Source organism: Nonomuraea sp. NPDC049028, from assembly GCF_043197735.1.
In the GTDB taxonomy this organism is placed as follows: Bacteria; Actinomycetota; Actinomycetes; order Streptosporangiales; family Streptosporangiaceae; genus Nonomuraea.
In genome coordinates, this window is record NZ_JBICTR010000001.1 from 41,991 (window position 1) to 64,545 (window position 22,555).

At 71.2% G+C, this 22,555-nt stretch carries 11 protein-coding genes; 6 read left to right on the top strand and 5 right to left on the bottom strand.

What is annotated here, in order from left to right; genetic code table 11:
* Nucleotides 1-134: 134 nt before the first annotated feature.
* A complete protein-coding gene (locus ACGFJ2_RS00250; protein ID WP_393463250.1) occupies nucleotides 135-7,844 on the top strand; it encodes an RHS repeat-associated core domain-containing protein in 7,710 nt (2,569 codons plus the stop codon).
* Nucleotides 7,845-7,847: 3 nt separating this feature from the next.
* Nucleotides 7,848-8,492 (top strand): hypothetical protein, encoded by a 645-nt coding sequence (locus tag ACGFJ2_RS00255; protein ID WP_393463252.1) that lies wholly within the window; start codon nucleotides 7,848-7,850, stop codon nucleotides 8,490-8,492.
* Nucleotides 8,493-8,535: 43 nt separating this feature from the next.
* On the opposite strand, the gene efeB is transcribed toward ACGFJ2_RS00255, so the two are convergent.
* On the bottom strand, nucleotides 8,536-9,741 hold the full coding sequence (gene efeB, locus ACGFJ2_RS00260; protein WP_393463254.1) for an iron uptake transporter deferrochelatase/peroxidase subunit: 1,206 nt from the start codon (nucleotides 9,739-9,741) through the stop codon (nucleotides 8,536-8,538).
* Nucleotides 9,742-10,108: 367 nt separating this feature from the next.
* On the opposite strand from efeB, the gene ACGFJ2_RS00265 reads away from it, so the two are divergent.
* Both ACGFJ2_RS00265 and ACGFJ2_RS00270 read left to right on the top strand, forming a co-directional pair.
* Nucleotides 10,109-11,188: a TOMM precursor leader peptide-binding protein gene (locus ACGFJ2_RS00265; RefSeq protein WP_393463256.1), complete on the top strand. Its 1,080-nt coding sequence runs from the start codon at nucleotides 10,109-10,111 to the stop codon at nucleotides 11,186-11,188.
* Nucleotides 11,189-11,257: 69 nt separating this feature from the next.
* Nucleotides 11,258-12,556 (top strand): M14 family zinc carboxypeptidase, encoded by a 1,299-nt coding sequence (locus ACGFJ2_RS00270; protein WP_357940770.1) that lies wholly within the window; start codon nucleotides 11,258-11,260, stop codon nucleotides 12,554-12,556.
* 276 nt (nucleotides 12,557-12,832) lie between these two features.
* Here ACGFJ2_RS00270 and lanL read toward each other — a convergent pair whose 3' ends face one another.
* The gene (gene lanL, locus ACGFJ2_RS00275; RefSeq protein ID WP_393463258.1) at nucleotides 12,833-15,430 is read right to left on the bottom strand and encodes a class IV lanthionine synthetase LanL; all 2,598 of its coding nucleotides are present in this window, start codon (nucleotides 15,428-15,430) and stop codon (nucleotides 12,833-12,835) included.
* A gap of 143 nt (nucleotides 15,431-15,573) precedes the next feature.
* Nucleotides 15,574-15,744, bottom strand: a complete 171-nt coding sequence (locus ACGFJ2_RS00280) for an SflA family class IV lanthipeptide (protein ID WP_225289182.1) — start codon at nucleotides 15,742-15,744, stop codon at nucleotides 15,574-15,576.
* A gap of 274 nt (nucleotides 15,745-16,018) precedes the next feature.
* Here ACGFJ2_RS00280 and ACGFJ2_RS00285 point away from each other — a divergent pair, with 274 nt between their 5' ends.
* Both ACGFJ2_RS00285 and ACGFJ2_RS00290 read left to right on the top strand, forming a co-directional pair.
* Complete coding sequence (locus ACGFJ2_RS00285) at nucleotides 16,019-17,908, top strand: ABC transporter ATP-binding protein (RefSeq protein WP_393463260.1); 1,890 nt, start codon at nucleotides 16,019-16,021, stop codon at nucleotides 17,906-17,908.
* A gap of 79 nt (nucleotides 17,909-17,987) precedes the next feature.
* On the top strand, nucleotides 17,988-18,941 hold the full coding sequence (locus ACGFJ2_RS00290) for a TlpA family protein disulfide reductase (RefSeq protein ID WP_393463262.1): 954 nt from the start codon (nucleotides 17,988-17,990) through the stop codon (nucleotides 18,939-18,941).
* Between the two features lie 254 nt (nucleotides 18,942-19,195).
* Here the strand turns inward: ACGFJ2_RS00290 and ACGFJ2_RS00295 are convergent, their stop codons facing one another.
* Nucleotides 19,196-20,209 (bottom strand): NAD-dependent epimerase/dehydratase family protein, encoded by a 1,014-nt coding sequence (locus ACGFJ2_RS00295; RefSeq protein ID WP_393463264.1) that lies wholly within the window; start codon nucleotides 20,207-20,209, stop codon nucleotides 19,196-19,198.
* Nucleotides 20,210-20,242: 33 nt separating this feature from the next.
* Nucleotides 20,243-22,459: a SulP family inorganic anion transporter gene (locus ACGFJ2_RS00300; protein WP_393463266.1), complete on the bottom strand. Its 2,217-nt coding sequence runs from the start codon at nucleotides 22,457-22,459 to the stop codon at nucleotides 20,243-20,245.
* Between the last annotated feature and the right edge of the window lie 96 nt (nucleotides 22,460-22,555).

Sequence of the window (22,555 nt, forward strand, 5' to 3'; positions counted from 1 at the left end):
AGCCGGGGGCCTGAGCGCCGGATCAGCCTGCTGGGCTGGGGCTTCGTACAACTTGGGCCGAGATCATTGACGGGGGTTTGTAATGATCCTTATGGTTTGCCCGGGTTGATCATTATTTGAGCCGGGGTGTACGCATGCGGGTGATCGCGGGTTTAGTCGTTGCTGCCTTAATCGCCGGTCTGGCACCCCCGCCACCCGCCGCACCACCTCGCATCACCACCGTCCCGGTCGCCGCCACGACACGGGTGCAGCCCGCCGGTGAACCGGCCGCCAAGCAGCAGCAGGCGCCCGCGCAGGCCGCCGACGTCTCGTACGCCCACGACGCCAACGGCCGCGTCACCGGTGTGTTCGCCCAGCCGGGCGACGGTTCGAAGATCAGCCATGACCCCGCGGGCAACATCACCGAGGTCAGCGACCTGCCCGCCGGTACGCTGGCCGTCGCCCAGGTCTCCCCGCCCAGCGCCGGCTCGGGCACCGGCGTGACGATCTACGGCACCGCGTTCGGCACGGACAAGTCGGCGGTGACGGTCTCCTTCGGTGGCACCACCGCGACCCCCAGCGCCGTCACCGACCACACCATCACCGTGACGGTCCCCGGCGGCGCCGCCTCGGGCGACGTCACCGTGACCGTCGGCGGCAAGTCCGCCGTCTGGAAGGGCTTCAAGGTCCCCGGAACGCGGCCCAAGCCCGCGGTCTCCCTGACGGGCATCACCGTCGGCGACGCGGGAGCCGAGGTCACCGTTCCCGGCAGCGGCTTCGACACCGACAAGATCCGCAACATCGCCTCGCTCAACGGTCCGAAGATCCAGGTGACGCAGGCCACCACGGGCGATCTGAAGGTCAAGCTGCCGCCGGGTCCCGCGTTCGGGCACGTGAAGGTCGTCAACCCCGGCGGCAGCGCGGTCTCCACCGGTGACGTGATCGTCCCGCCCGCCCCCTACCTGGCCGCCAACATCAGCACGGGCGGCGCGGTGCGGCTGGCGCAGAGCACCCTCACCTCGATCCCGGTGGGCGCTGCACAGCAGATCGCGCTGGCGCTGTTCGACGTGGCGGCCGGTCAGCGCGCGACGATCTACATGTCCGGCGAGACCTTCTCCGGCTGCCTGCCCATCACCGTGTTCGGCCCCGACGGGACCACGCTGTTCAGCCAGAGCATGTGCTCGAGCACGTGGGAATGGGAGCTGCCGGAAGGTTCGAAGGCCGGGACCTACGCCGTCCTGCTCGACCCGCAGGACGACCAGACCGGCAAGGTGGACGTCCTGGCCTCCGCCGTCGCCGACGCCACGACCGAGCTCACCCTGGACGGGGCGCAGGGGACCCTCACCACGACCGTCCCCGGCCAGCAGGCCGCCTTCACCTTCACCGGTACGGCCGGCCAGCGGGTCTTCACCAAGCTCGGCATGCCGACCGGCACGAAGGCCTGCGACGTGGCCGCCAGCGTGCGGGCCCCCGACGGCACCGAGTTGGTGAAGGACAACTGTGTGTACCAGGTCGACTCCTTCCTCGACACGGTCACGCTGCCGGTGGCCGGTACCTACCGGGTGGCCGTCGATCCCAAGGGCCTGGTCACCGGTGGTCCGTACAAGGCGGCAGTGATCGATGTGCCCGCCGACGCGGCCGTGCGGACCTCGCCGGACGCGGCACCCGCCGATGTGGCGATCGTCAAGCCGGGCCAGAACGGGTCGGTCACGTTCACCGGTACGACGGGGCAGCGGATCTTCGCCAAGCTCGCCATTCCGGCGGGCGCGCCCTCATGCGCCCTCGATGTGCGGCTGCTCAAGCCGGACGGCACCGAGATGTTCAGGAGCACCTGCCTCTACCAGGCGGCCGAGTACTTGGACACGGTCACCCTGCCCGCCGATGGGGTGTACAGGTTCACGATCAACCCGAAGGACGCCTGGACGGGCACCCCGACGTTGCAGGTGCTGAACGTGCCCGCCGACGTGGTGGTGGCGACCTCGCCGGACGCGGCGGCGGCTGCGGTGGCGATCACCAAGCCCGGTCAGGGTGGCGTGGTGACGTTCACCGGCACGGCGGGGCAGCGGATCTTCGCCAAGATGGCCGTCCCGGCGGGCACGCCCACGTGCGGCCTGGACGTGCGGCTGCTCAAGCCGGACGGCACCGAGCTGTTCAAGGACACGTGCATCTACCAGGCGGCCGAGTACATCGACACGGTCACCCTGCCCGCCGATGGGGTGTACAGGTTCACGATCAACCCGAAGGACGCCTGGACGGGCACCCCGACGCTGCAGGTGCTGAACGTGCCCGCCGACGCGGTCGTGGCGACCTCGCCCGACGCGGCCCCGGCTTCGGTGGCGATCACCAAGCCCGGCCAGGACGCCGCGGTGACGTTCACCGGCACGACAGGGCAGCGGATCTTCGCCAAGCTCACCATTCCGGCGGGCACTCCCGCCTGCGGGCTTGAGGTGCGGCTGGTCAAGCCGGACGGCACCGAGCTGGCCAAGGACACCTGTATCTATCAGACGGCCGAGTACATCGACACGATCACTCTGCCCGCCGACGGCGCCTACCGGTTCACGATCAACCCGAAGGACGCCTGGACGGGCACGGTGACGTTCGCCTTGACGGGCGTCCCGGCCGACGCGGTCGTGGCGAGCGCGCCGGACGCCGCCCCGGCCGCGGTGGCGATCACCAAGCCGGGCCAGGGCGGAGCGGTGACGTTCACCGGTACGGCCGCCCACCGTCTCTTCGTCAAGCTCGCCGTTCCGGCCGGGGCGCCCGCCTGCGCCCTGGACGTGCGGCTGCTCAAGCCCGACGGCACCGAGCTGGCGAAGGACACCTGCATCTACCAGGCGGCCGAGTACATCGACACGCTGGAGTTGCCCGTCGCCGGGGCGTACAAGCTGACCTTCGACCCGAAGGACGCCTGGACCGGCACGATCACCGTCACCCTGGTCGACGTGCCCGCCGACGTGACGAAGGCGGCGACGGTCGGCGGCGCGGACGTCGTGGTCACCACGACCAAGGCCGGACAGAACTCGGCGGTCACCTTCACCGCCACCGCCGGGCAGACCGTCAAGATCACCATGATCGACGAGACGTACGCGACCTGCACCACCACGGAGTTGTGGCCGCCCACCGGCGCGCGCTTGTGGACCACGTGCCTGTCCAAGAACGGCAGCCACACCACCACCCTGACCGCCGCCGGCACCTACACCTTCAAGATCAACCCCTGGGACGCCGAGACGGGCGCGGCCACCGTCCGGGTCGCGACCGCCGCCGCCGCTGCCAAGCAGGCCACGGAATCCCAGAAGAAGGAGGCGCTGCCCGACGGGGTGAAGCGCGGCGAGCCCGTGGCGTCGTACACCGCGAAGAAGCACAAGGACGCGAGCCTCACCGGTGTCGTGAAGACCACCGCGGGGCTGCCGCTGGCCGGCGTCACCCTGCGCGCCGACGGCCGCGAGGCCCGCACGGACGCCAAGGGCGCCTTCCAGCTCACCGACCTGCGCCAGGGCATGCGCCGCCTGCGCATCGACGGCCGCAGCGCCTCGACGAGCAAGCTCAAGTACGGCGTGTTCGACGTGCAGGTGCCGCTCAAGGCGGGCGGCAACGAGTTGTTCTACACGCCGTACCTGCCCGCCCTGGATACCGACTACGAGATCGACATCCCCTCGCCGACCACCAAGGAGGTCGTGCTGTCCAACCCGGGCGTGCCCGGCCTGGAGGTGCGCATCCCGGCGGGCGTGACGATCGAGGACGCCGACGGCAAGCCCGTACGGCGCGTCGGCATCACGCCGATCCCGGTGGACCGTACGCCGATCCCCATGCCGGACGGCGTGCGCGTGCCCGTCTACTACACGGTCCAGCCCGCCGGCGGCCGTCTCGTGGGCGGGACCGCCCAGATCACCTACCCGAACTACCTGAAACTGCAGGCGGGGCAGCGGGTCAACTTCTGGCACTACGACAAGAGCGGCGAGGGCTGGGAGATCTTCGGCGCGGGCAAGGTCGATCCGGCCGCCCGGCAGGTCGTCCCCGACGCGGGTACGGCGATCTCCGACTTCGACGGCGCCATGATCAACGTGCCGGGCAACGAGGAGCCGGCGTGGAAGTGGCTGCTGAAGTTCCTGAACTCGTCGGGTGACCCGGTCGACCTCGGCAGCGGACTGTTCACCCTGAGCCAGACCGACCTCATGGTGGACGACGTCCTGCCGCTGGCCGTCAACCGCGGCTACAACCCGGGCGACACCCGCAAGCGCGCGATGGGCATCGGCGGCAACGACCTGTACAACATGTACCTGTCGTCGCGTAAGCAGTACCAGGAAGCCGACCTCAACTTCCCCGACGGGTCCCAGGTGCACTACGTGCGGACCTCGCCGGGCACCGGTTTCTGCGACGCGGTCTTCGAGGCGCGCGACACCTCGCCGGAGTTCACCGGGTCCGGGTTCCGCTATGTGGGCGGGTGCAACGCGGGCGGCTGGCACCTCAAGCTGCGCAACGGCATGACCTACGTCTTCGGCGACGAGGCGCCGCTGCAGGAGATCCGTGACGCGCAGGGCAACACCGTCAAGATTCTGCGCAAGTACAAGAACAGCTTCGGCAGCTACCTCGGGCCGATCACCGAGGTCCGCTCGCCGAACGGGTTCTGGCTCAGCTACACGCACGACGCCGCCGACAAGGTCACCAAGGTAGAAGATAATGCGGGCCGCTCGGTGACGTACGGCTACGAGGGCGACCGGCTCAAGACCGTGACCGGCCCCACCGGCCAGACCACCACCTACGGCTACGACACCGCGGGCCGGATGAACGCCATCACCGACGCTCGTGACCACACGTACCTGACCAACGTCTACGACGCCAACGGCAGGGTCGCCACCCAGACGATCCTCGGCCAGGGCACCTACGCCTTCACCTACACCCTCAACGGCACACGCGTCGTCGCCGCCCAGGTCACCGAGCCCGACGGCGCCGTACGCAAGACCACCTACGACGACCTCGGTTACCTGGCCACCGACACCCAGGCGGCGGGCACCGACCGCGAGCACACCATCCGGATCACCCGCGACCCGGACAGCGACCTGCCCAGGACGATCGACGACGGCCTCGGCCGCACCACCACGATCACCTACGACGCCGCGGGCAACCCCCTGGAGCTCAAGGGCGCGGCGGGCTCGGCCACCGTGACCGGCCACGCCACCTACCAGGGCACGCCGTACGGCAGGCCGGACACGCTGACCGACCCCACGGGAGCCGTCACCCGCTTCAAGTACGACACACGCGGCAACCCCGAGCAGATCACCGACGCCATGGGCCGTACCTGGAAGACCAGCTACGACGCCCAGGGCCACCCGCGCACCCAGACCACCCCGCAGGGACGCGTCACCACCTACGACTACGTCGACGGCGCCCTGAGCACGGTGACCGACCCCGAGGGACGCAAGACGCGCTTCGTGCGGGACGCCGCCAACCGGGTGATCGAGACGATCGCCCCCGACGGGACCTCCACCGGGCGGGTCTACGACGCGGCCGACGTGCTCAGGTCCGTCACTGATGCCGGCGGCGACCAGACGATCTTCGGCTACGACGAGAACGGCAACATCACCTCGGTCAAGGACGCCCGCGGCAAGATCACGTCTTACCGGTACGACGAGGCCGACCGGCTGCTCGAACGCACCGACCCGCTCGGCGCGAAGGACACCTTCACCTACGACGGCATGAACCGCCTGTCCACGGTCACCGACCGGCGCGGCAAGGTCACTGAGTACCGCTACGACGAGCTCGGCCGCGCCACCTTCACCGGCTTCGGCAAGAACGGCCAGAACTACGAGTCGACGCAGAGCGCCCTGTACGACGACAGAGGCCGCATCCGCGAGCTGAGCGACTCCACCACCGGCGCCGGGAAGATCACCTACGGCTACGACGACCTCGACCACCTGACCTCCGAGACCAGCTCGGCGGGGACCGTCGGCTACACCTACGACGCGGCCGGGCGGTTGAAGACCATGACCGCCTCCGGCCAGCCGGCGGTCGGCTACGACTACTTCCCCAACGGCCTGCTCAAGTCGGTCACCCGGGGCGCCGTCAGCACCGTGTACGGCTACGACGACGACGCGCGGATGACCTCCAAGTCCCTGCCCGGCGGCATCACGGCCGCCTACGGTTACGACGACTCGGGCCTGTTGACCTCGATCGGCTACAAGCGCGGCACCACCGGCGTCGGCGACGTGACCTACAGCTACGACCAGCTCGGGCGCCGGACCCGGATGCGCGGCACGCTCGTACGCGCCCAGCTCCCCACCCCCGCGACCGGCCTCACCTACGACGACGCCAACCGGCTGACCGGCAACGGCGGCCGGACCCTGGGCTACGACCCGGCCGGCAACCTGACCTCCGACGGCGTCTTCACCTACACCTGGAACGCCCGCGGTGAGCTCGTGACGGTGTCGGACGGCAGCGTCACCACGACCCTCGGCTACGACCCCGCCGGACGCAGGGTCGGCAGCACCACGGGCACCGACACCACCCGCTTCCGCTTCGACGGCGACGCCCTCATCGGCCAGAGCGGGCCCGGCGGGGCGGACGTCTCCTTCCTCAACGGCTTCGGCCAGGACGAGGCCCTGGCCAGGATCAGCGGCGACGGCCAGGTGCAGGGGCTGCTGCCCGACGCGCTCGGCTCCACGCTGGCCCTGACCGACGGCTCGGGCCAGATCACCACCACCTACGGCTACGACCTGTTCGGCGCCACCACCTCCTCCGCGGCCGACGACCCCAACACCGTGCGCTGGACCGGCCGCGTCTCCGGCGCGCCGATCCCCGGCGGGCTGCAGGACAACAGGTCCCGGCTGTACTCCCCGTCGCTGCGGCGCTTCATCTCCGAGGACACCATCGGCTTCGGCGGCGGCTACAACCTCTACGAGTACGCGCTCGGCGACCCGGCCGACTACACCGACCCCGACGGCACCATTCCGCCGCAGGTGGCCGCGGCCGTGGGCGCGTGCCTCGGCAACGGCGTGATCAACACCGTCGCCGGGGCACTGCTCGGCCGCAAGCACTCCTTCGGCGACTACGCCCGGGGCTTCGGCAAGGGCTGCCTGGAGGGCGCGCTCGGCTCGATCACCTTCGGCGGCACCAAGTTCGCCCGCTTCGGCAAGTACGGCGACGAAGTGGTGGAGAGCGTCGGCAAGACCTGCCGTCTGACCAGCAGTTTCGTGCCGGGCACCAAGGTACGGATGGCCGACGGCAGCGCCAAGCCCATCGAGGACGTCGCGGTCGGTGACAAGGTCCTGGCGACCGACCCCGCCACCGGCAAGACGTCCGCACAGCCGGTCGTCGCCACTATGACCAGCCAGGGCGCGAAGGACCTGGTCAAGGTGGGCATCGCGGGCGGAGTGCTGGTCGCCACCGACAACCACCCGTTCTGGGTGCCCGCGCTGAAGACCTGGCTGCCCGCCGCCGACCTGCGGCCGGGCATGTGGCTGCGTACCTCGGCGGGCACCCTCGTCCAGGTGTCGGCGGTGGAGACCGAGCACCGCGACAGCCAGCGCGTCCACAACCTCAGCGTGGACGGTCCGCACACCTATCACGTGGTCCAGGGCGGCACCGACGTCCTCGTCCACAACAGCCCGCGGCCCAAGTACCCCTGTGGCTGGCTGTCACCGACGGAGTGGGCCAACTCCGTCAAGCGCGAGATCCGCGACCGGTACCGGGGCGACACCAGCTTCGAGAGCGGGCGGCACGGCGAGGGCTTCAAGGCCGCCGCCAGGGATCTCGAACGCTTCATCAGGGAGCATCCGGGTATGCTGCCGGAGATCGAGAGGGAGCTGCGCGCCACCGCCAAGCGCTGGATGGCCAACGGCAGATCCACCGGCCACTCCGGAGGATGGTGAGCGGTGCCCGCTGACACCCCGCCCGCCGGGCCGATCTCGACCCCGACCCCGTCTCCCGAGCCGACCTCGATAGCCGAGCTGATCGAGGCGGCGGAGGACGGGCCGGAGGTCCCCGAGACGTTCGGGCGGCTGCTGCGGGCGAGCGAGCGGCTGCTGAAGGAGACCCCCGGCTCGGCCGACGCCCACTACGTGCGGGGCTACACCCTGTACCTGCTGGGCGCCCATGCCGAGGCGCGGGCCGCCTTCGAGCGGGCGGAGCTGCTGCGGCGCGGGCACCAGTGGGCGCTGTTCCACCTCATCGTGCTCGCCTACCGCGACGGCGACCACGGCGCGGTGCTCGGCGCCTTCTCCCGGCTGGAGCGCGCCTATTTCGAGGGCGAGGACAAGCTCTGGCGCTACCTGGTGGCCTGGGAGTACGCGCTGTGCTCGGCGGTCCGGCTCGGCTTGGACGAGCACGTCGCCGCCCGCCTGCCGGAGCTGATCGCTGAGTACACCGGCCGCCAGGACGACCCCGAGGAGATCCTGGAACGGCCGGGCAGGCTGCTCCAGGTCTACGGCGAGCAGCCCGACGGGCCGCTGCGCGACCTGCTGCGCGAACAGCTCGCCCTGCTGGTTTCGGGCGGCTGGATCCGCCCAGACGAGCTCTAGCCGCTCTGCGTCAGGCGGGCTCTAGCTTTGTCCGAGGCGAGCCCTAGCTTTGTCCGAGGAGCGTGTCGCCCCAGTGCCCGCCGGGGGACACGCCGGGCGGGCACGCCCAAAGGCCCGACCCCACGTGCCGGATGTAGGTCGAGAGCCGGTCGTCGGTGGCCAGCCTGCGCTGCACGGGCACGTACTGGCGGCGCGGGTCGCGCTGGTAGGCGAGGAAGAACAGGCCCGCGTCGATGCGGCCCTGGGTGTCGCTGCCGTCCACGAAGGAGTAGCCGCGCCGCAGCAGCCGTACGCCGCCGTTGGACATCGGATGGGCCAGCCGCACATGGGAGTCGGCGGGCAGCCTGGCCGGGTCGAACTTGTCCCGCTCGCCCTTGCCGCCGAGCGGGGCGCCCTCGGTCTTCGTACGGCCGATCGTGGCCTCCTGGTCCTGCCGGGAGGCCTGGTCCCACGACTCCAGATGCATGCGGATCCGCCGCGCGACCAGGTAGCTGCCGCCCGTCATCCACGCTGGCCCGTCTGCGGTGCCCGCCCAGACGTGCTGGTCGAGCGCGGCGTGGTCGTCGTGCGGGATGTTGTCGGTGCCGTCCTTGAAGCCCATGAGGTTGCGCGGGGTGAGCTGGCTGGGCGTGGTCGAGGAGGTCTTGCCGTAGCCGAGCTGCGACCACCGTACGCTCACCCGGCCCAGCCCGATGCGGGCCAGCGTACGGATGGCGTGCACCGCGACCTGCGGGTCGTCGGCGCACGCCTGGACGGCGATGTCACCGCCGCCGCGCGCCGGGTCGAGCTTCTCACCGGGGAAGGGCGGTAAGTCGGCCAGCGCGGGCGGCCGCGAGGCGGCCAGGCCGAAGCGATCCTCCCCGGCCCGCTCGAACAGCGTGGGACCGAACCCGACCGTCAGCGTCAGGCGGGAGGCGGGCAGGTCGAGGGCTTCACCGGAGTCGTCGTCGGCGGTGAGTCGACCCGCGGTCATCGCCTCGGCGGCCCTGGTCCAGGAGACCAGGAGCGCGACCAGCTCCTCGCGCGTGCTCACGGCCACGTCGAAGGCTGCGAAGTGGAGGCGGTCCTGGACGGGCGTGGCGATGCCCGCCTGGTGCGGCCCATGGAAGCCCACCACCTGTGCCGGGGCCGCGCTGCTCGCCGGCGGCTCCGGTTCGCCCAGCAGGAAGGCGCCCGCCGTCGCCGCCGCGCCGGCCACCACGCCCGCGCCGGAGGCGGTCAGCAGCCCGCGCCTGCTCAGTCTCCCCACCGCACCTCCCGTCGAAGATCTTGACCTTATCCTGCCTCCCGGCGGCGTCTCGACCGGCCTGATAGGGCTTCCCCGTAAAGCCCGTTTCGGAGACGGGCTACTGAACAAACTGGCTCAAGTGGGTCATTTATCACCAAAGCGGTGGACACTGGCGGTTGGGGAAACTACCTTCCTCGCTCGAGGACATTTCTTCGCTATAGCCCCAAATGTCCCAGCATCATCAGGAGGGGGGACTGCATGGAGATCACGATTGCCGAGATAGAGGCAGTGGAGCTCACGTGCGGAAACAGCAACAGCTGATACTCATCGCGGGATTGGTGGCCACCCGGGTCGCCGATCCCGCCTTTTTCTGACGTGGAGCGGATAATTGTCGCGCGTTCTGGTCAACCCGGCGTTTCCCCTGTTCATTGAGGACCGCCGCGAACTGGTCCGGCTGGGCGACCTGCCGGGCACCGGAAAGGCGCTCAAGTCCGCCTCTCCGGCCCTACGCGAGCTGGTACGGCGGTGCGCCTCCACCGCCCTGCCCCGCGAGGAACTGGTCAGCCTCACGGCGGGGATCGGCGGCGTCACGGCGGCCGAGGCGGACCAGGCCATCACCGCTCTGCTGGCGGCCCGGATCCTGGTAGAGGAGCAGGACGTCGAGCTGCTGACGCGCCACGGTCCCACGTCGCGGCAGGCCCTGTTCTTCTCCATGTTCCAGCCCGCGTCACGGGCCGCCGAGATGGTCGCGGACCTCGCCGGGCGTACGGTGGCCGTCCTCGGCGTCGGCGGGATCGGCGGCTTCGTCGCCCTGCAACTGGCGACCGCCGGGGTGGGGCGGCTGCGGCTCGTCGACCAGGACGACGTCGACGAGTCCAACCTCCACCGCCAATACCTCTATTCGGCGGAGGACGTCGGGAGCCCGAAGGTGTACACGGCCGCCCGCAGGCTCGCCGAGCACAGCCCGGAGGTCAAGGTGGAGACGCACCACCGCACCATGACCGGCGCCGGGGACGTGGCGGACCTGGTCGCGGGCGCGGACCTGGTCATCGCCACGGCCGACAGCCCGCAGCCGCAGATCCGCCAATGGATGAACGCCGGCTGCGTGGCCGCCGGGGTGCCGCTCCTGCCGGGCGGGTTCAGCCAGCATCTGGGCATCGCGGGGCCGCTGGTCGTGCCGGGGAGCTCGGCCTGCCTGGCCTGCCTGGAGGAGGAGCTGCGGGTCCGTAACGGCGGGTGGGAGCTGCCCGCCATACTGAACCAGGGGCGGAGCATTCCGGCGTTCGGCCCGCTCTGCGCGATCGTGGCCGGGTTCGTCGCCGCCGAGGCGGTCCGCTACCTCACCGGCGTGGTGCCGCCGGCCCTGGTCGGCCGGGTGATCCACTTCGACCTCCTGACGATGGCGACGACGGAGCAGCCCGTCACCCGGCTCGACACCTGCCAGGTCTGCGGGGATCCCCGCCCCTGATGGGCGAGGTTGCGAAACGTCCTGTATCGGCCACGTGACGTGGCGGCGCGCGCTTGAGAGGCTTCCCCCATGCGCGTGATCCCGACCATCGACGACATGGCCGCGTTACTGCGGGAGCTGTGCGACCGGTTCCCCGCGACCTGCCGCAGACGCCTCGTCGGCGCCTCCCGGCGGGGCGAACCGCTGGAACTGGTCTCGATCGGGGACGGGCCCCAGAACGCCCTGGTGTTCGGCGGCCCCCACGCCAACGAGCCGGCCGGCTTCCTGACCGTGCTCCGCCTGGCCTCCGTGCTGTGCGAGAACGCGGCCGAGCGGCGGGGGTTCACCTGGCACTTCATCGCGTGCGTGGATCCCGACGGCGCCCGGCTGAACGAGGGCTGGTACGCCGGTCCGTACACGATCAGCCACTACCACCGCCACTTCTACCGGCCGTCCATGAGCGACCAGCCCGAATGGACCTTCCCCATCCATTCCGGGCGCAAGCAGTTCGACCGGCCGCTGCCGGAGACCTTGGCCATGATGCGGGTCATCGACGAGCTGCGGCCCGCGTTCATGCTGTCGCTGCACAACGCCGACTTCGGCGGCGCCTACTTCCAGATCACCCGCGACGTGCCCGGCCTGGCCGCCGAGCTGGCCTCGATCGCCGCGGGTCAGGGCGTACCGCTGGATCTGGGGCCCATCGACACCGTCGGCTACCAGGTGGCGGGGCCCGGCGTCACGCTGCTGCCGCCGGCCGAGCACATCGACTTCGTGGAGACGGGCGGCGACGCGCGCACGCCTCGTACGTACGGGGCGTCTAGCTGGCACTACGCCGACCGCTACGGCACGTTCACGCTGATCGCCGAGGTGCCCCTGTGGACCACTCCGGGGTGCGACGACCCCTCGGACGCCGGGCTCTCCTTCGGCCACCTGGTCAAGGCGGCCGCGGTACGGCTGCGCGAGGAGATCGAGCCGCTGGCCCGCGCGCGTACGGACGTCCGGCCGCAGTGCGTCGCGCACACCCCGTTCCACGCGGCGGTGGACGACACGCTCGCCGTCTCCGACCTGCTGGTCTCCTCGCTCGAAGGCGCGGTGGACGGGGAGGACGCCGCCAGGACCGTCACGCGGGCCGAGGCGAGCGGCATCCACGACACGGTGCGCCGCCTGCCGCTGCGGGCCTGCGCCATGTTCCTGCGGCTGCTGGCGGCCGAGGCGGCGGCGGGCAACCGCCCGGCCGACCTGACGGCCGTCCGCGCCGCGCTGGAGGAACGCATGGGGCGCCTCTGCGCGGAGGCCGAGGGCCAGCTGGTCCAGCTGGACGATCCGCTCGGCCGGATCGTCACGATCCAGACGGAGGCCGCCCTGGCCGCCGCCCGCCGCCTGCGCTGAGCCGGCGCGGTGACCACACCCGTCCACCGGGTGTCCCTCGATGGGGACCTCCGCCATGACGGACCGTCTCCCCCCTTAGGGGGTGTCCCTCGACGGGGTCCTCCGCCACAACGGACTGTCTTCTTCCTCGCCCGCCGAGGGGGTGTCCCTCCATGGGGACCTCGCCCACGTCGGACCGTCTTCTTCGTCTCCCCCGAAGGGGGTATTACTCCCCAAGGACCCCAGCCACCACGGACCCGCACACGGACCAAGACGGTCGCGTGCCGAACCACCCCGCTAGGGCAGCCGCCAGTTCGCCGTCCACAGGCGGGAGCCGGTGCGGCGGTCGAGGCGGCGGAGGAACGACAGGACGCCGGACGCGCCGGTCGCCCAGGTGTAGCCGGGCTTGTCGAGGTCGTTGCCGGTGAAGACCGGTGCCGAGAGCTCGCCGCCGGCGCGCATCAGCATCAGCTCGACGACCTCTTCGGCGCCGCGCCAGTAGGAGTCGTCGCCGGTGGCCATCGCCAGGTCGATCAGCGCCTCGCCGATGCCCGCCAGGCCGCAGCACTGGGACACGACCCATGCCTGCGGCGCGATGGCCAGGCTCGCGCGGGCGCCCCGCTCCGCCAGATCGAGGTAGCGGTCCTCGCCGTACGCGGTGGCCGCGTGCGCCAGCGGGCCGAGGATGCCGGAAATGCCCTGGCACCAGGACGCGCCCATGGCCTTGGCGTCCGGTCCGGTGAGCTCGCCGAGCATGGCCTCGGTGGCGGTGGCCAGCGACTCGAAGCGTTCCCTGGCCGCCTGCCCGGCGTCGTGGTCGCCGGTGGCCTCGTGGTAGGAGAGCAGGAACTCCGCGCACCCGGCGGCGCCGTGGGCGAAGGCCATCTCCACGTTGACGCCCGAACCGGCCTGGGCCGGTGCGACCGCGTCCTTGGAGTCCGTCACCTCGCCGGAGACGAGCAGCCGGGAGCACTCGGCGGCCACTTCCAGATGGCGCGGATCCTGTTCCAGCGCGGCCAGTGAGAGGTGACCCGCGCCGATACCGGCGACGCCGTGGGCCTGGTCCGCGCGTTGCTCGCCCTCCAGAACGATCGGGCCGGGGTCCGGCAGCTCGGGGACGGCGGTCAGTCGCGCGGCGGCCAGGAACAGCGCCGTTCCCGTGCGGCCGAAGTACAGCGCCGGGGGGAGCGCGGTCGGCGGCATGACGCGCGCCGTCCAGCGGGCCAGGTCGGCGGCGACGGTCTTGGCCTCGGGGTGGTGCAGCAGCTCCATGCCGACCCCGGCCGACCCGCCGTAGACGTTCGTCACCGGCGGGCTTGACGTCCGGGCGTCCGCCGGGCCGTCCATCAGGCCCTCCGCGAACCGTACGCACACGCGGGTGGTGTGATCCAGGACCTGCGACAGCAGCGCACCGCTGAACCGCACCCCGTCAGACCGCGACACCGTACGACCCGCCCGCCCGGCCCTGACGTCGGACCCGGCGGCGGCGCCGACGTCGGCGCTGACACAAGCCCTCAGGTCGGCCGCGGCCGCCATCCGCTCCTCAGCGTCGAGGCTGAGCAGGCGCGGCAGCAGCCCGATGACGCCTGTCGTGACGCCGGGGAACATCCGGGCCAGGCACATCAGCGTCCGTTCGACGTTCCTGGCCGGGTCGGGGTCGATCATGATGGGGTTCATCCCGGTCGCCGAGAAGAACAGCGTCGCCCCGAGCGAGAAGTAGTCGTCGGCGGGCTCGGAGGGGCGGTCCGCCTGCTGGCCGGGCACGCTGTAGCCACGGCTCCACCCGGGCAGTTGCAGCCCCTCGTACCTGCTGTTGCCGAAGTCGATCAGCGTGCAGCGGCCGTCCTCGCCGAGCACCACGTTCTTGGGGGAGAAGTCCCTGACGACGACGCCACGCGCGTGCACGGCGTCCAGCACCTCCAGCAGCCGGCCCGCCAGCGCGGTGAGGTCCCGGTCGCCGCCGTTCTCGGTGAAGCGGCCCCGCTCGCCGACGAACCGGTTGAGGTCCAGGCTGCCGGCGTCGGTCATGACGAGGAACTCGTCCTCGCCGTGCCGGAAGTGGTCGATCGGCGTGGGGATGCCCGCGACGCCGTCCAGGGCCTTGAGGATGCGAAGGTCGTTGCGCAGGTACATGCGCAGGTCCCAGCCCTCGGCGTTCTCGCCCACGTAGGCGCGGGCCTCCTTGACCACGACCGGCCGGCCGTCGGCGTCCTCGGCCCGGTAGACGTTGCCGCGCGGGCCACGCGCGACGCCGGACGTGACGCGGTACCGGTTGCCGATGAGCCTGGCGGGCGCCTCCACGGCGTCCAACCCGATAGCCCGAGGCGGGTCGGCGACGCCGCTCTGCGGGCGGAACGGGTCGGTCGCCCACGGCGGGCAGGAGAACTCGGGTCCCGCCGCGCCCGGCAGGTGCTCGCCGTCGGGGCTGACGATGATCAGCTCGAAGTCGCCGTTCTCGTCCACGCGGTACTGGGGGGCGAAGGGGGCGTACCGGTAATAGACCGGCGCGTCGCGGCGCACCTGGCGATCGCTGACGATGCGCGGCGCGGCCAGCCCCGCCAGCGCCTCGGCCAGCCGGTGACCGAGGGGGACGACCTCGTCCGGCCGCGGGTAGATGGTGATGGCCTTGCCGACCGCGCCCGGGTCGAGGTCTCCGGAGTTGAGCTCCGCGAGCTTCTCGGGCGAGCAGGCGACCTTGAAGTCGCAGGACACGTCGGCCAGGACGGGCAGGACCCGTTCGAGCGTGTCGCCCAGGGTGCCGGGACGGGCGGAGACATGCAGCTTCCAGCCCTGGTTGGGGGTGGTGGCACGCGGGTCGTGGACGCTGATCCAGGTGTCGCCCTCGTAGATTTCCCTAGTGTTCGACTCGGCAAAATGGGTAAGAGAAACAATCACATTTACCGTCAACGAGAAAGCCCTTCTGCACCGACCGGCCGGATGCCTGAAGAAAGGCCACCGGAAGTGCACCGATGGCCTTTCCACAGCGGTACGGCGCAAGGAGCGCGCCGCCGCGGAACGCCGAACGCGTTACCGCCCGATCACACGATCGAAGGGCAGCAGGGGAACGTCGAGCAAACGGTACGCTTGCAGGTGTTCACGCAGGCCTGAGGCCCGTGGAGCAGCGCGGTGAGCTCGCCTTCGAAGTCGACGGCGAGGTCCTCGTACTCCAGAACGCCTGCGTCGCGGGGCTCCAGTGTAAGAACGGACATAAGGGCTCCTTCCTTGGCCACCGGTAGGCGGCCGATGTGGGGCTTGAGCCTCGGGACGGCACCGGATAAGTGCCGTTACCCGTGCCTTGACCGCGATGGGAATCGCCTGTCGCGGCCAAACGGACGCATTATGTTCACAACTCATCAAATATGTCCAGGCGTCACGGAACAGGATTCCTAGCCCCGACCGCGCCGAGAAGGAATCGTTTACAAAGGGGGTTTACGACGACACAACGGTCACTTAGATTGGCTGGGTGATCTCCTGGCTTCCCGCATGAAAGCGTTCTGGAAGAAGCGCCCCCCGGACGTCGCGGCGGACAGGTCGGGGCTGGCGCTCGCCTACTGGGAGAGCCATGGCGACGAGCTCCTGACGGCGAGCATGGCGAAGATCGCGCGTCGCCTGCCGTACCTGGTGATGTCCGCGCTGCGCATGGCATGGGAGGCGCACCGCCGCGACACGATCATCGCGCTGGCCGGGAACCTGGCGGCCGGCATCTTCACCGTCTACGGCCTGGTCGCGACGTCCGACGTGCTCGCCTCGCTGTTCGCCGGCGGGCCGACGCCCGAGCGCGTCCGGGCGGCGCTGCCCTCGCTGGCGCTGGTCGCGGCCGCCGCCGCGCTGCGCGGGGCGCTGCTGACCGCCGCCACCTGGGCCCAGGCGCGGCTCAAGGTGGAGGTCGAACGGCTGGCCGAGACGCGGCTCTTCGAGCTGACCACCCAGGTGGAGCTGACCGCGTTCGACGACGACGAGTTCCACAACGCGATGCGCAGAGCCCGCGACAGCGGCGTGCCCGACGCCGCGGGCGTGGTCGAGGCGACGATCGCCGTCATCGGCGGCGCCGTCGGCGTGCTGGCCTCGGCCGTGGCGCTCGGCCTCATGCACCCGCTCCTGACGCCGCTGCTGCTGGTCACGGTCGTGCCCGCGGGCTGGGCCGCGGTGCGGGCGGCGCGCCTGCAGTACGAGGGGTACTACCGGCTGTCGGCCGCGCGGCGGCGAAAGTTCATGCTGTCGGACCTCATGGCCGAGCGGCTGCCCGCCGCCGAGGTGCGCGCGTTCGCGCTGCGCGACTTCCTGCTCGGCGAGTACGCGAACGTCGCCGACCTCGAACAGGACGTGCAACTCGACGTCGCGCGCCGCCGTGCCGTCACCAAGGCCGCCGGCGACGTGCTGACCGGCGCCGCGACCGTCGCCGTCTACGCCGCGCTCGCCGGGCTGCTGGCCGTCGGCGTCATCCCGCTCTCGGTGGCGGGCGCGGCCGTGCTGGCCATCCGCGCCGGCCAGATGTCGCTGGCCGCGCTGGTGCAGATGATGAACCGGTTGTACGAGGCGGGCCTCTACTTCGGCGACTACCTGTCCTTCCGCGAACTGGCCGCCTCCCGCGTGCGACAGCCATCCGGTACGGCGGCGCCGGAACCGTCCGGGCGGCTGGCCGCCGACCAGGTGACGTTCAGCTACCCGGGGGCGAGTAGCCCCACGCTCAACGGGATCAGTGTCGAGGTGGGGTTCGGCGAGGTCATCGCGCTGGTCGGGGAGAACGGCTCCGGCAAGACCACGCTGGCCAAGCTGCTGGCCGGACTGTACCGGCCGGGCTCGGGGACGATCCGCTGGGACGGCGCCGACCTGGCCGACCTCGACACCCGCGGGCTCATCTCGGTGATCGCCCAGGACCACACCCGCTGGCCGCTGACCCTCCGCGAGAACATTCTCATGGGCCGCCCGCTGGACGAAGACCGCTTAGCCGCCGCCGCGGCCGCCGCCGGGGCCGACGAAGTGGTGGCCGGACTGTCGCAGGGGTACGACTCGCTGCTCGACCAGCGCTTCCGAGGCGGCCACGACCTGTCGGGCGGGCAGTGGCAGCGGATCGCCGTGGCCCGCGGCTTCTACCGCGACGCCGCCCTGGTGATCTTCGACGAGCCGACCTCCGCGCTGGACGCCCGCGCCGAACACGCCCTGTTCGAGCGCATCCGCAAGTACGCCGACGGCCGCTCCATCGTCCTCATCACGCACCGGCTGGCCAGCGTCCGCTACGCCGACCGCATCTACGTCCTCGACCATGGGCGGGTGGCCCAGCAGGGCACGCATGCCGAGCTGATGGAGGAGGGCGGCCTCTACGCCGACATGTACACCCTCCAGGCCCAGGCCTACCGGGACGCGGCCACATGACCTCCTGGCGCCATGCTCCCGTGAGGCTCCACGCGGCGACCCGGCTCTACGCGGCGACCCGGTTCTCCGAGGCGAGCCAGTGATCGTTCTGTCGTCGGCCTATACGGCGCTGATCGCGGTCCTGCTGTACGCGGCCGTGAGCAAGGCTCGTGACCTGTCAGGATTCGCCGCCGACATCGGGGGTTACCGGCTGATCCCGCAGCGGCTCACTGTCGTCGCCGCCGTCGCGGTGGTGGTGGCGGAGCTGGCGGCGGCCGGGCTGCTCACCGCGCCACCCACCCGGCGCTGGGGCGCGCTGCTCGCGGCGGCGCTGTTCGCCGTCTTCCTCGCCGCGATGGCGTCCGTGCTGTGGCGCGGGCTGAGCGTCGGCTGCGGCTGCTTCGGCGACCACGGCCTCGTCGGCGCCGCCACCATGACGCGTACCGGTCTGCTCGCGGTGCTGGCGGTCATGGCCGCCGTCGCGGGACCTTCCCCGTTCACCCCCGGCCACCTGCTGGTGGGAGCGGCGTACCTCGTGCTGACCTTCGTACCGGCCCGGCTGATCGGAGCCGTGGAGCGCGGCCGCGTCGGCCCCCGCCCCGGCACCCACTGGGACGTGACCCCACCTGCGGAGGCCCTCACCTCCGAAGGGCCCGGCGCCACTGAAGGGCCCGGCACCTCCGAAGGGCCCGGCACCTCTGAACGGCCCGGCACCTCTGAACGGCCCGGCGTCCTTTATGCGCTGATCGCGCCGACATGCGGTCTCTGCAGCGCCATGCTGCCCGCCTTCGTCGCGGCGGAGGGAGTGGACGTCGTCCTGGTGAGCGCCGCGGAGGAGGGACAGGTCCGCGACTATCTGGCGGCCCAGGAGGTCGAGTTGCCGCTGGTCATCGATCCCGGGGTGTTCGACCGTCACGGCATCCCCTGGCCGCCGTACGCCGTGCTGACCGACCGGCAGGGCGTCGTCCTGGCGGCAGGCGGCGCGGCCGAGCCCGCCGCTCTCGACGCCCTGCTGGCCCACATCCCCTCGGCTCCTGGCCGAACCAGGACTTGAGTACGAGCCGCCGGGCGTGGTGAGGGGCGGAGGTGACCACCCGGCTGTCCCGCTACCACTGACAGCGGATACCTCCGCCCCTCCGGCCCCTGAGATTGAGGACCGGCCGCCGCGCCGGGCCAGGGTGGGGGACCAAGGACTGCCAAGCGCGACACCCTAGACGCTAACCCGCCGCCGCCCAGCGGTCTGTGGACGATTACGCAGAACGGGCGGCCTGAGGTCTGCGCACGATTACGTGGAACGCCTGAACTCCATCAAGAGCGGGCGGCCCAAGCGGCCAGCACCGCCGCCTCCTTCTCGGGGGCGATGCCGTGCTGCGCCTTGGCCCCGTACGACCGCTCCGCCTCGGGTACGTCACGCAGCCACGCCCACGTGTCCCGCACCGTCTCCGCCACCGGCCGTACGCGCAGCCCGGCCGCCTCGGCCTTGGCCGTGGGCACGCTCCAGAAGTTGGCGATCTCCTCCGACGGCGGGCCGCCCCACAGCGGCAGCTCGACGAACGTCCCCACCCCCTGGTCGACGAGGAACCGGTCGTCCACCCAGACGAACTCCGCGTCCGACCCGGTCGCCTCCTTGCACAGCTCCAGCCACTCGCCGTAAGTGGTGTTGCCCGCGGGCCCGGTCACCGCGAACCGGTCGGCCGTGCCGAGCTCCGCCTGGTCCAGGGTGAAGACGGCGATGTCCCGCGCGTCCACGAGCTGCATCGGCGTGCCCGGATCACCCGGTGCGAGCACCTGGCCGCCCTGGGAGATCCGGTTCAGCCACCATGGCAGCCTGCCGACGTTCTCGTACGGCCCGAGGATCAGGCCCGGCTGCACGATCAGCACGTTGCCGTCGAACCCCTGCTCCACGGCACGCTCGCAGCCGCCCTTCAGCACCCCGTAGTCACCGTCGTCAGGACCGGCGTCCGGCGCGCAGTCCCACACCCCCGAGCCCTCGGTGGCGGGCTTGCCGGGGAAGCCGTCGATGGCGGAGACCGAGGAGATGAACGCGTATGTCCCCACATGTCCCGACAGCGCCCGCGCCGACTCACCGACGACCCGCGGCACATAGCCGGACGTGTCGACCACGAAGTCCCACGTGTGCCCGTCGGCCAGCCGTTGGAGGTCCGCGGTCACCTCGCGGTCACCCCGGATGGCCTCCACACCCGGCAGATCCGCCCCGCTCTGCCCCCTGTTGAACGTCGTGACCTGATGCCCCCGTGCCAGCGCCTCCTCGACGATGGTTCGTCCCAGAAATCTCGTCCCGCCGATGACCAGTACTCTCATGCCGACATTCTTCGCGTACGGCCAGCAAACCAGTCATATCTTCACGGAGAGCGTAGACGGGAGAGGCGGCAGCATGTGCACCCTGGCGGAGCTGATGTCGAAGTACAGGCCCACCAGCTCCAGCTGCCCGGCCCGCACCTGCTCGTCGACCTTGCGGTAGGTCCGCAGGTTCTCCAGCTGCTGCTGCACGTTGACCTTGCACAGGCGGTCCAGCGCCCCGCCGTCGAGCGGCTCGTCCGCGGTCTCGATGAACGTGGCCAGGCTGTGGTAGCCGTGCCGCAGCCAGCGCCGCATCCCCGGCAGGCTGCCCGCCTTCACCCCGCCGCTGAGCAGCCCGCACATCGCCCCGCAGCCCGAATGCCCGCAGACCGTGATCGTGTGCACGCCCAGGACCTGCGTCGCGTACTCGATCGCCGCCACCACCGAGTCGTCGTGCGGCTCGGCGCCCCTGCGCGGCACCAGGTTGCCGATGTTGCGCACGGTGAACAGGTCGCCGGGGCCGCTCGCGGTGATCAGGCTGGGGATGACCCGTGAGTCGGCGCAGGTGATGAACAGGTGCGTGGGCTGCTGCTTGCGGGCCAGCTCGGTGAAGATGGGCCGCACCAGCGGAGCCGTACGCCGGTGATACTCCCGCGCGCCCGCCGTCAGCTGGCACTCCACGCTGGCCGGACGGGGACTTCCCGGAGCCGACCCGCCGTGCCGGGCGGGGCGGTGGTGGCGGTGCGACCACGGCAGCCACCACCGCTCCGGCGTCCGCAGCGGTGTCTTGGTCCGGGACAGGCGGGTCCCGCTGGCCGCCATCGCGTACCACTCGTCGTGCAGCTCATCGATGTCGACGTTGCCGCCCAGCCGCTCGTGGTTCAGCCGCCAGGAGTGGATGGCCTCGAAGGCGGCGTTGTCCATGAAGTCGATGTTCAGGTCGAGGTCCACGGCCGTGCCGGGCGGGATGGCGCGCAGCTCGCGGGTGAGCCTGGGCACGCCCAGGAAGGTGAGCGAGCCGGAGATCGTCGCGTGGACGCGCCCGTCCTGCTCCGGCCGCGTCTTGACGGTGACCCAGGTCAGCCGCCGCAGCGCGAGCAGCGCGGCCAGCGCGAGACCGGCCAGCACCCCCTCGGCCAGCCCGAGGACCAGCACGGCCCCCATCGTCACCAGGTAGACCGGCACCTCGCCGTGGCCGTGCACCTTCCTGACATGACCCAGGTTGACCATCTGCACGCCGATGAAGACGAGCAGCGCCGCCAGCGCCTCCATCGGGATCAGCTTGATCGTCCACCCGAACCCGAGGGCGAACACCACCACCCACACCCCGTGCAGGACCGCCGAGAACCGGCTGCGCCCGCCCGCCTGCACGTTCGCGGTGCTGCGGACGATCACACCCGCCACCGGCAGCCCGCCCAGCGCGCCCGAGACCATGTTGGCCACGCCCTGCCCGCTCAGCTCCTGGTCGAGGTCGGTACGGGGGCCGTCATGCATGCCGTCGACCGCGACCGAGCAGAGCAGCGACTCGACCCCGGCCAGCAGCGCGACGAGCAGCACGGCCGCCACGATCCGATGCCAGTCACCGGACGGCAGCACGGGGAAGGCCCAGGAGGTGACGGCGTTGGACAGGTCAACGCGGGTGACGTCCCAGTCGAACGCCCACGCGGTCACACCGGCCACCAGCAGCGCGGCCAGTGGCGCCGGCACGGCCTTGATCCGTTTGGGCAGGCGCGTCCACAGCGCCAGCACGGCGATCGTGAGCAGGCCCACCGCCACCGTGTGGCCGTGCATATCGGCCAGCTGCGCGGGCAGCTCCACGATGTTGGCCAGCGCCGAGCGCTGCGGTCTGCCGCCCAGCACGACGTGCAGCTGGGAGAGCGCGATGACCACGCCGACGCCCGCGAGCATGCCGTGGATGACCGCCGGCGAGACCGCCAGCGCCGCTCTGGCCGCCCGGAAGACCCCGAGCACCAGCTGCACCGCCCCCGCGATCAGCGTGATCATGCAGGTGGCCCGCCAGCCGTACGTCTGCACGAGATCCGCGACGACCAGGGACAGCCCCGCCGCGGGCCCGCTCACCTGTACGGCGGAGCCGCCGAGCGCGCCCGCCACGATGCCGCCCACCATGGCGGCGATCAACCCGGCGGCCAGGGGGGCACCCGAGGCCATCGAGATGCCCAGCGAGAGGGGCACCGCGATGAGGAAGACCACGAGCGAGGCAGGTACGTCGTACCTGAGCGTGCTCAGCACGCGACTCAGAGTGCCGATCATACGTCGAACCCTATTGCCCCGCGTGCCGGGGGCTTAAGGGGTCATCGGCGGCTTTACAGATTAATGAGTGGCCGCCGTCACTCGTCCGCCGTCCGG

Coding starts and splice junctions, on each gene's coding strand:
- ACGFJ2_RS00250 (WP_393463250.1), top strand. CDS start 135: ATGCGGGTGATCGCGGGTTTAGTCGTTGCTGCCTTAATCGCCGGTCTG.
- ACGFJ2_RS00270 (WP_357940770.1), top strand. CDS start 11,258: ATGCGCGTGATCCCGACCATCGACGACATGGCCGCGTTACTGCGGGAG.
- ACGFJ2_RS00280 (WP_225289182.1), bottom strand. CDS start 15,744: ATGTCCGTTCTTACACTGGAGCCCCGCGACGCAGGCGTTCTGGAGTAC.
- ACGFJ2_RS00285 (WP_393463260.1), top strand. CDS start 16,019: ATGAAAGCGTTCTGGAAGAAGCGCCCCCCGGACGTCGCGGCGGACAGG.
- ACGFJ2_RS00295 (WP_393463264.1), bottom strand. CDS start 20,209: ATGAGAGTACTGGTCATCGGCGGGACGAGATTTCTGGGACGAACCATC.
- ACGFJ2_RS00300 (WP_393463266.1), bottom strand. CDS start 22,459: ATGATCGGCACTCTGAGTCGCGTGCTGAGCACGCTCAGGTACGACGTA.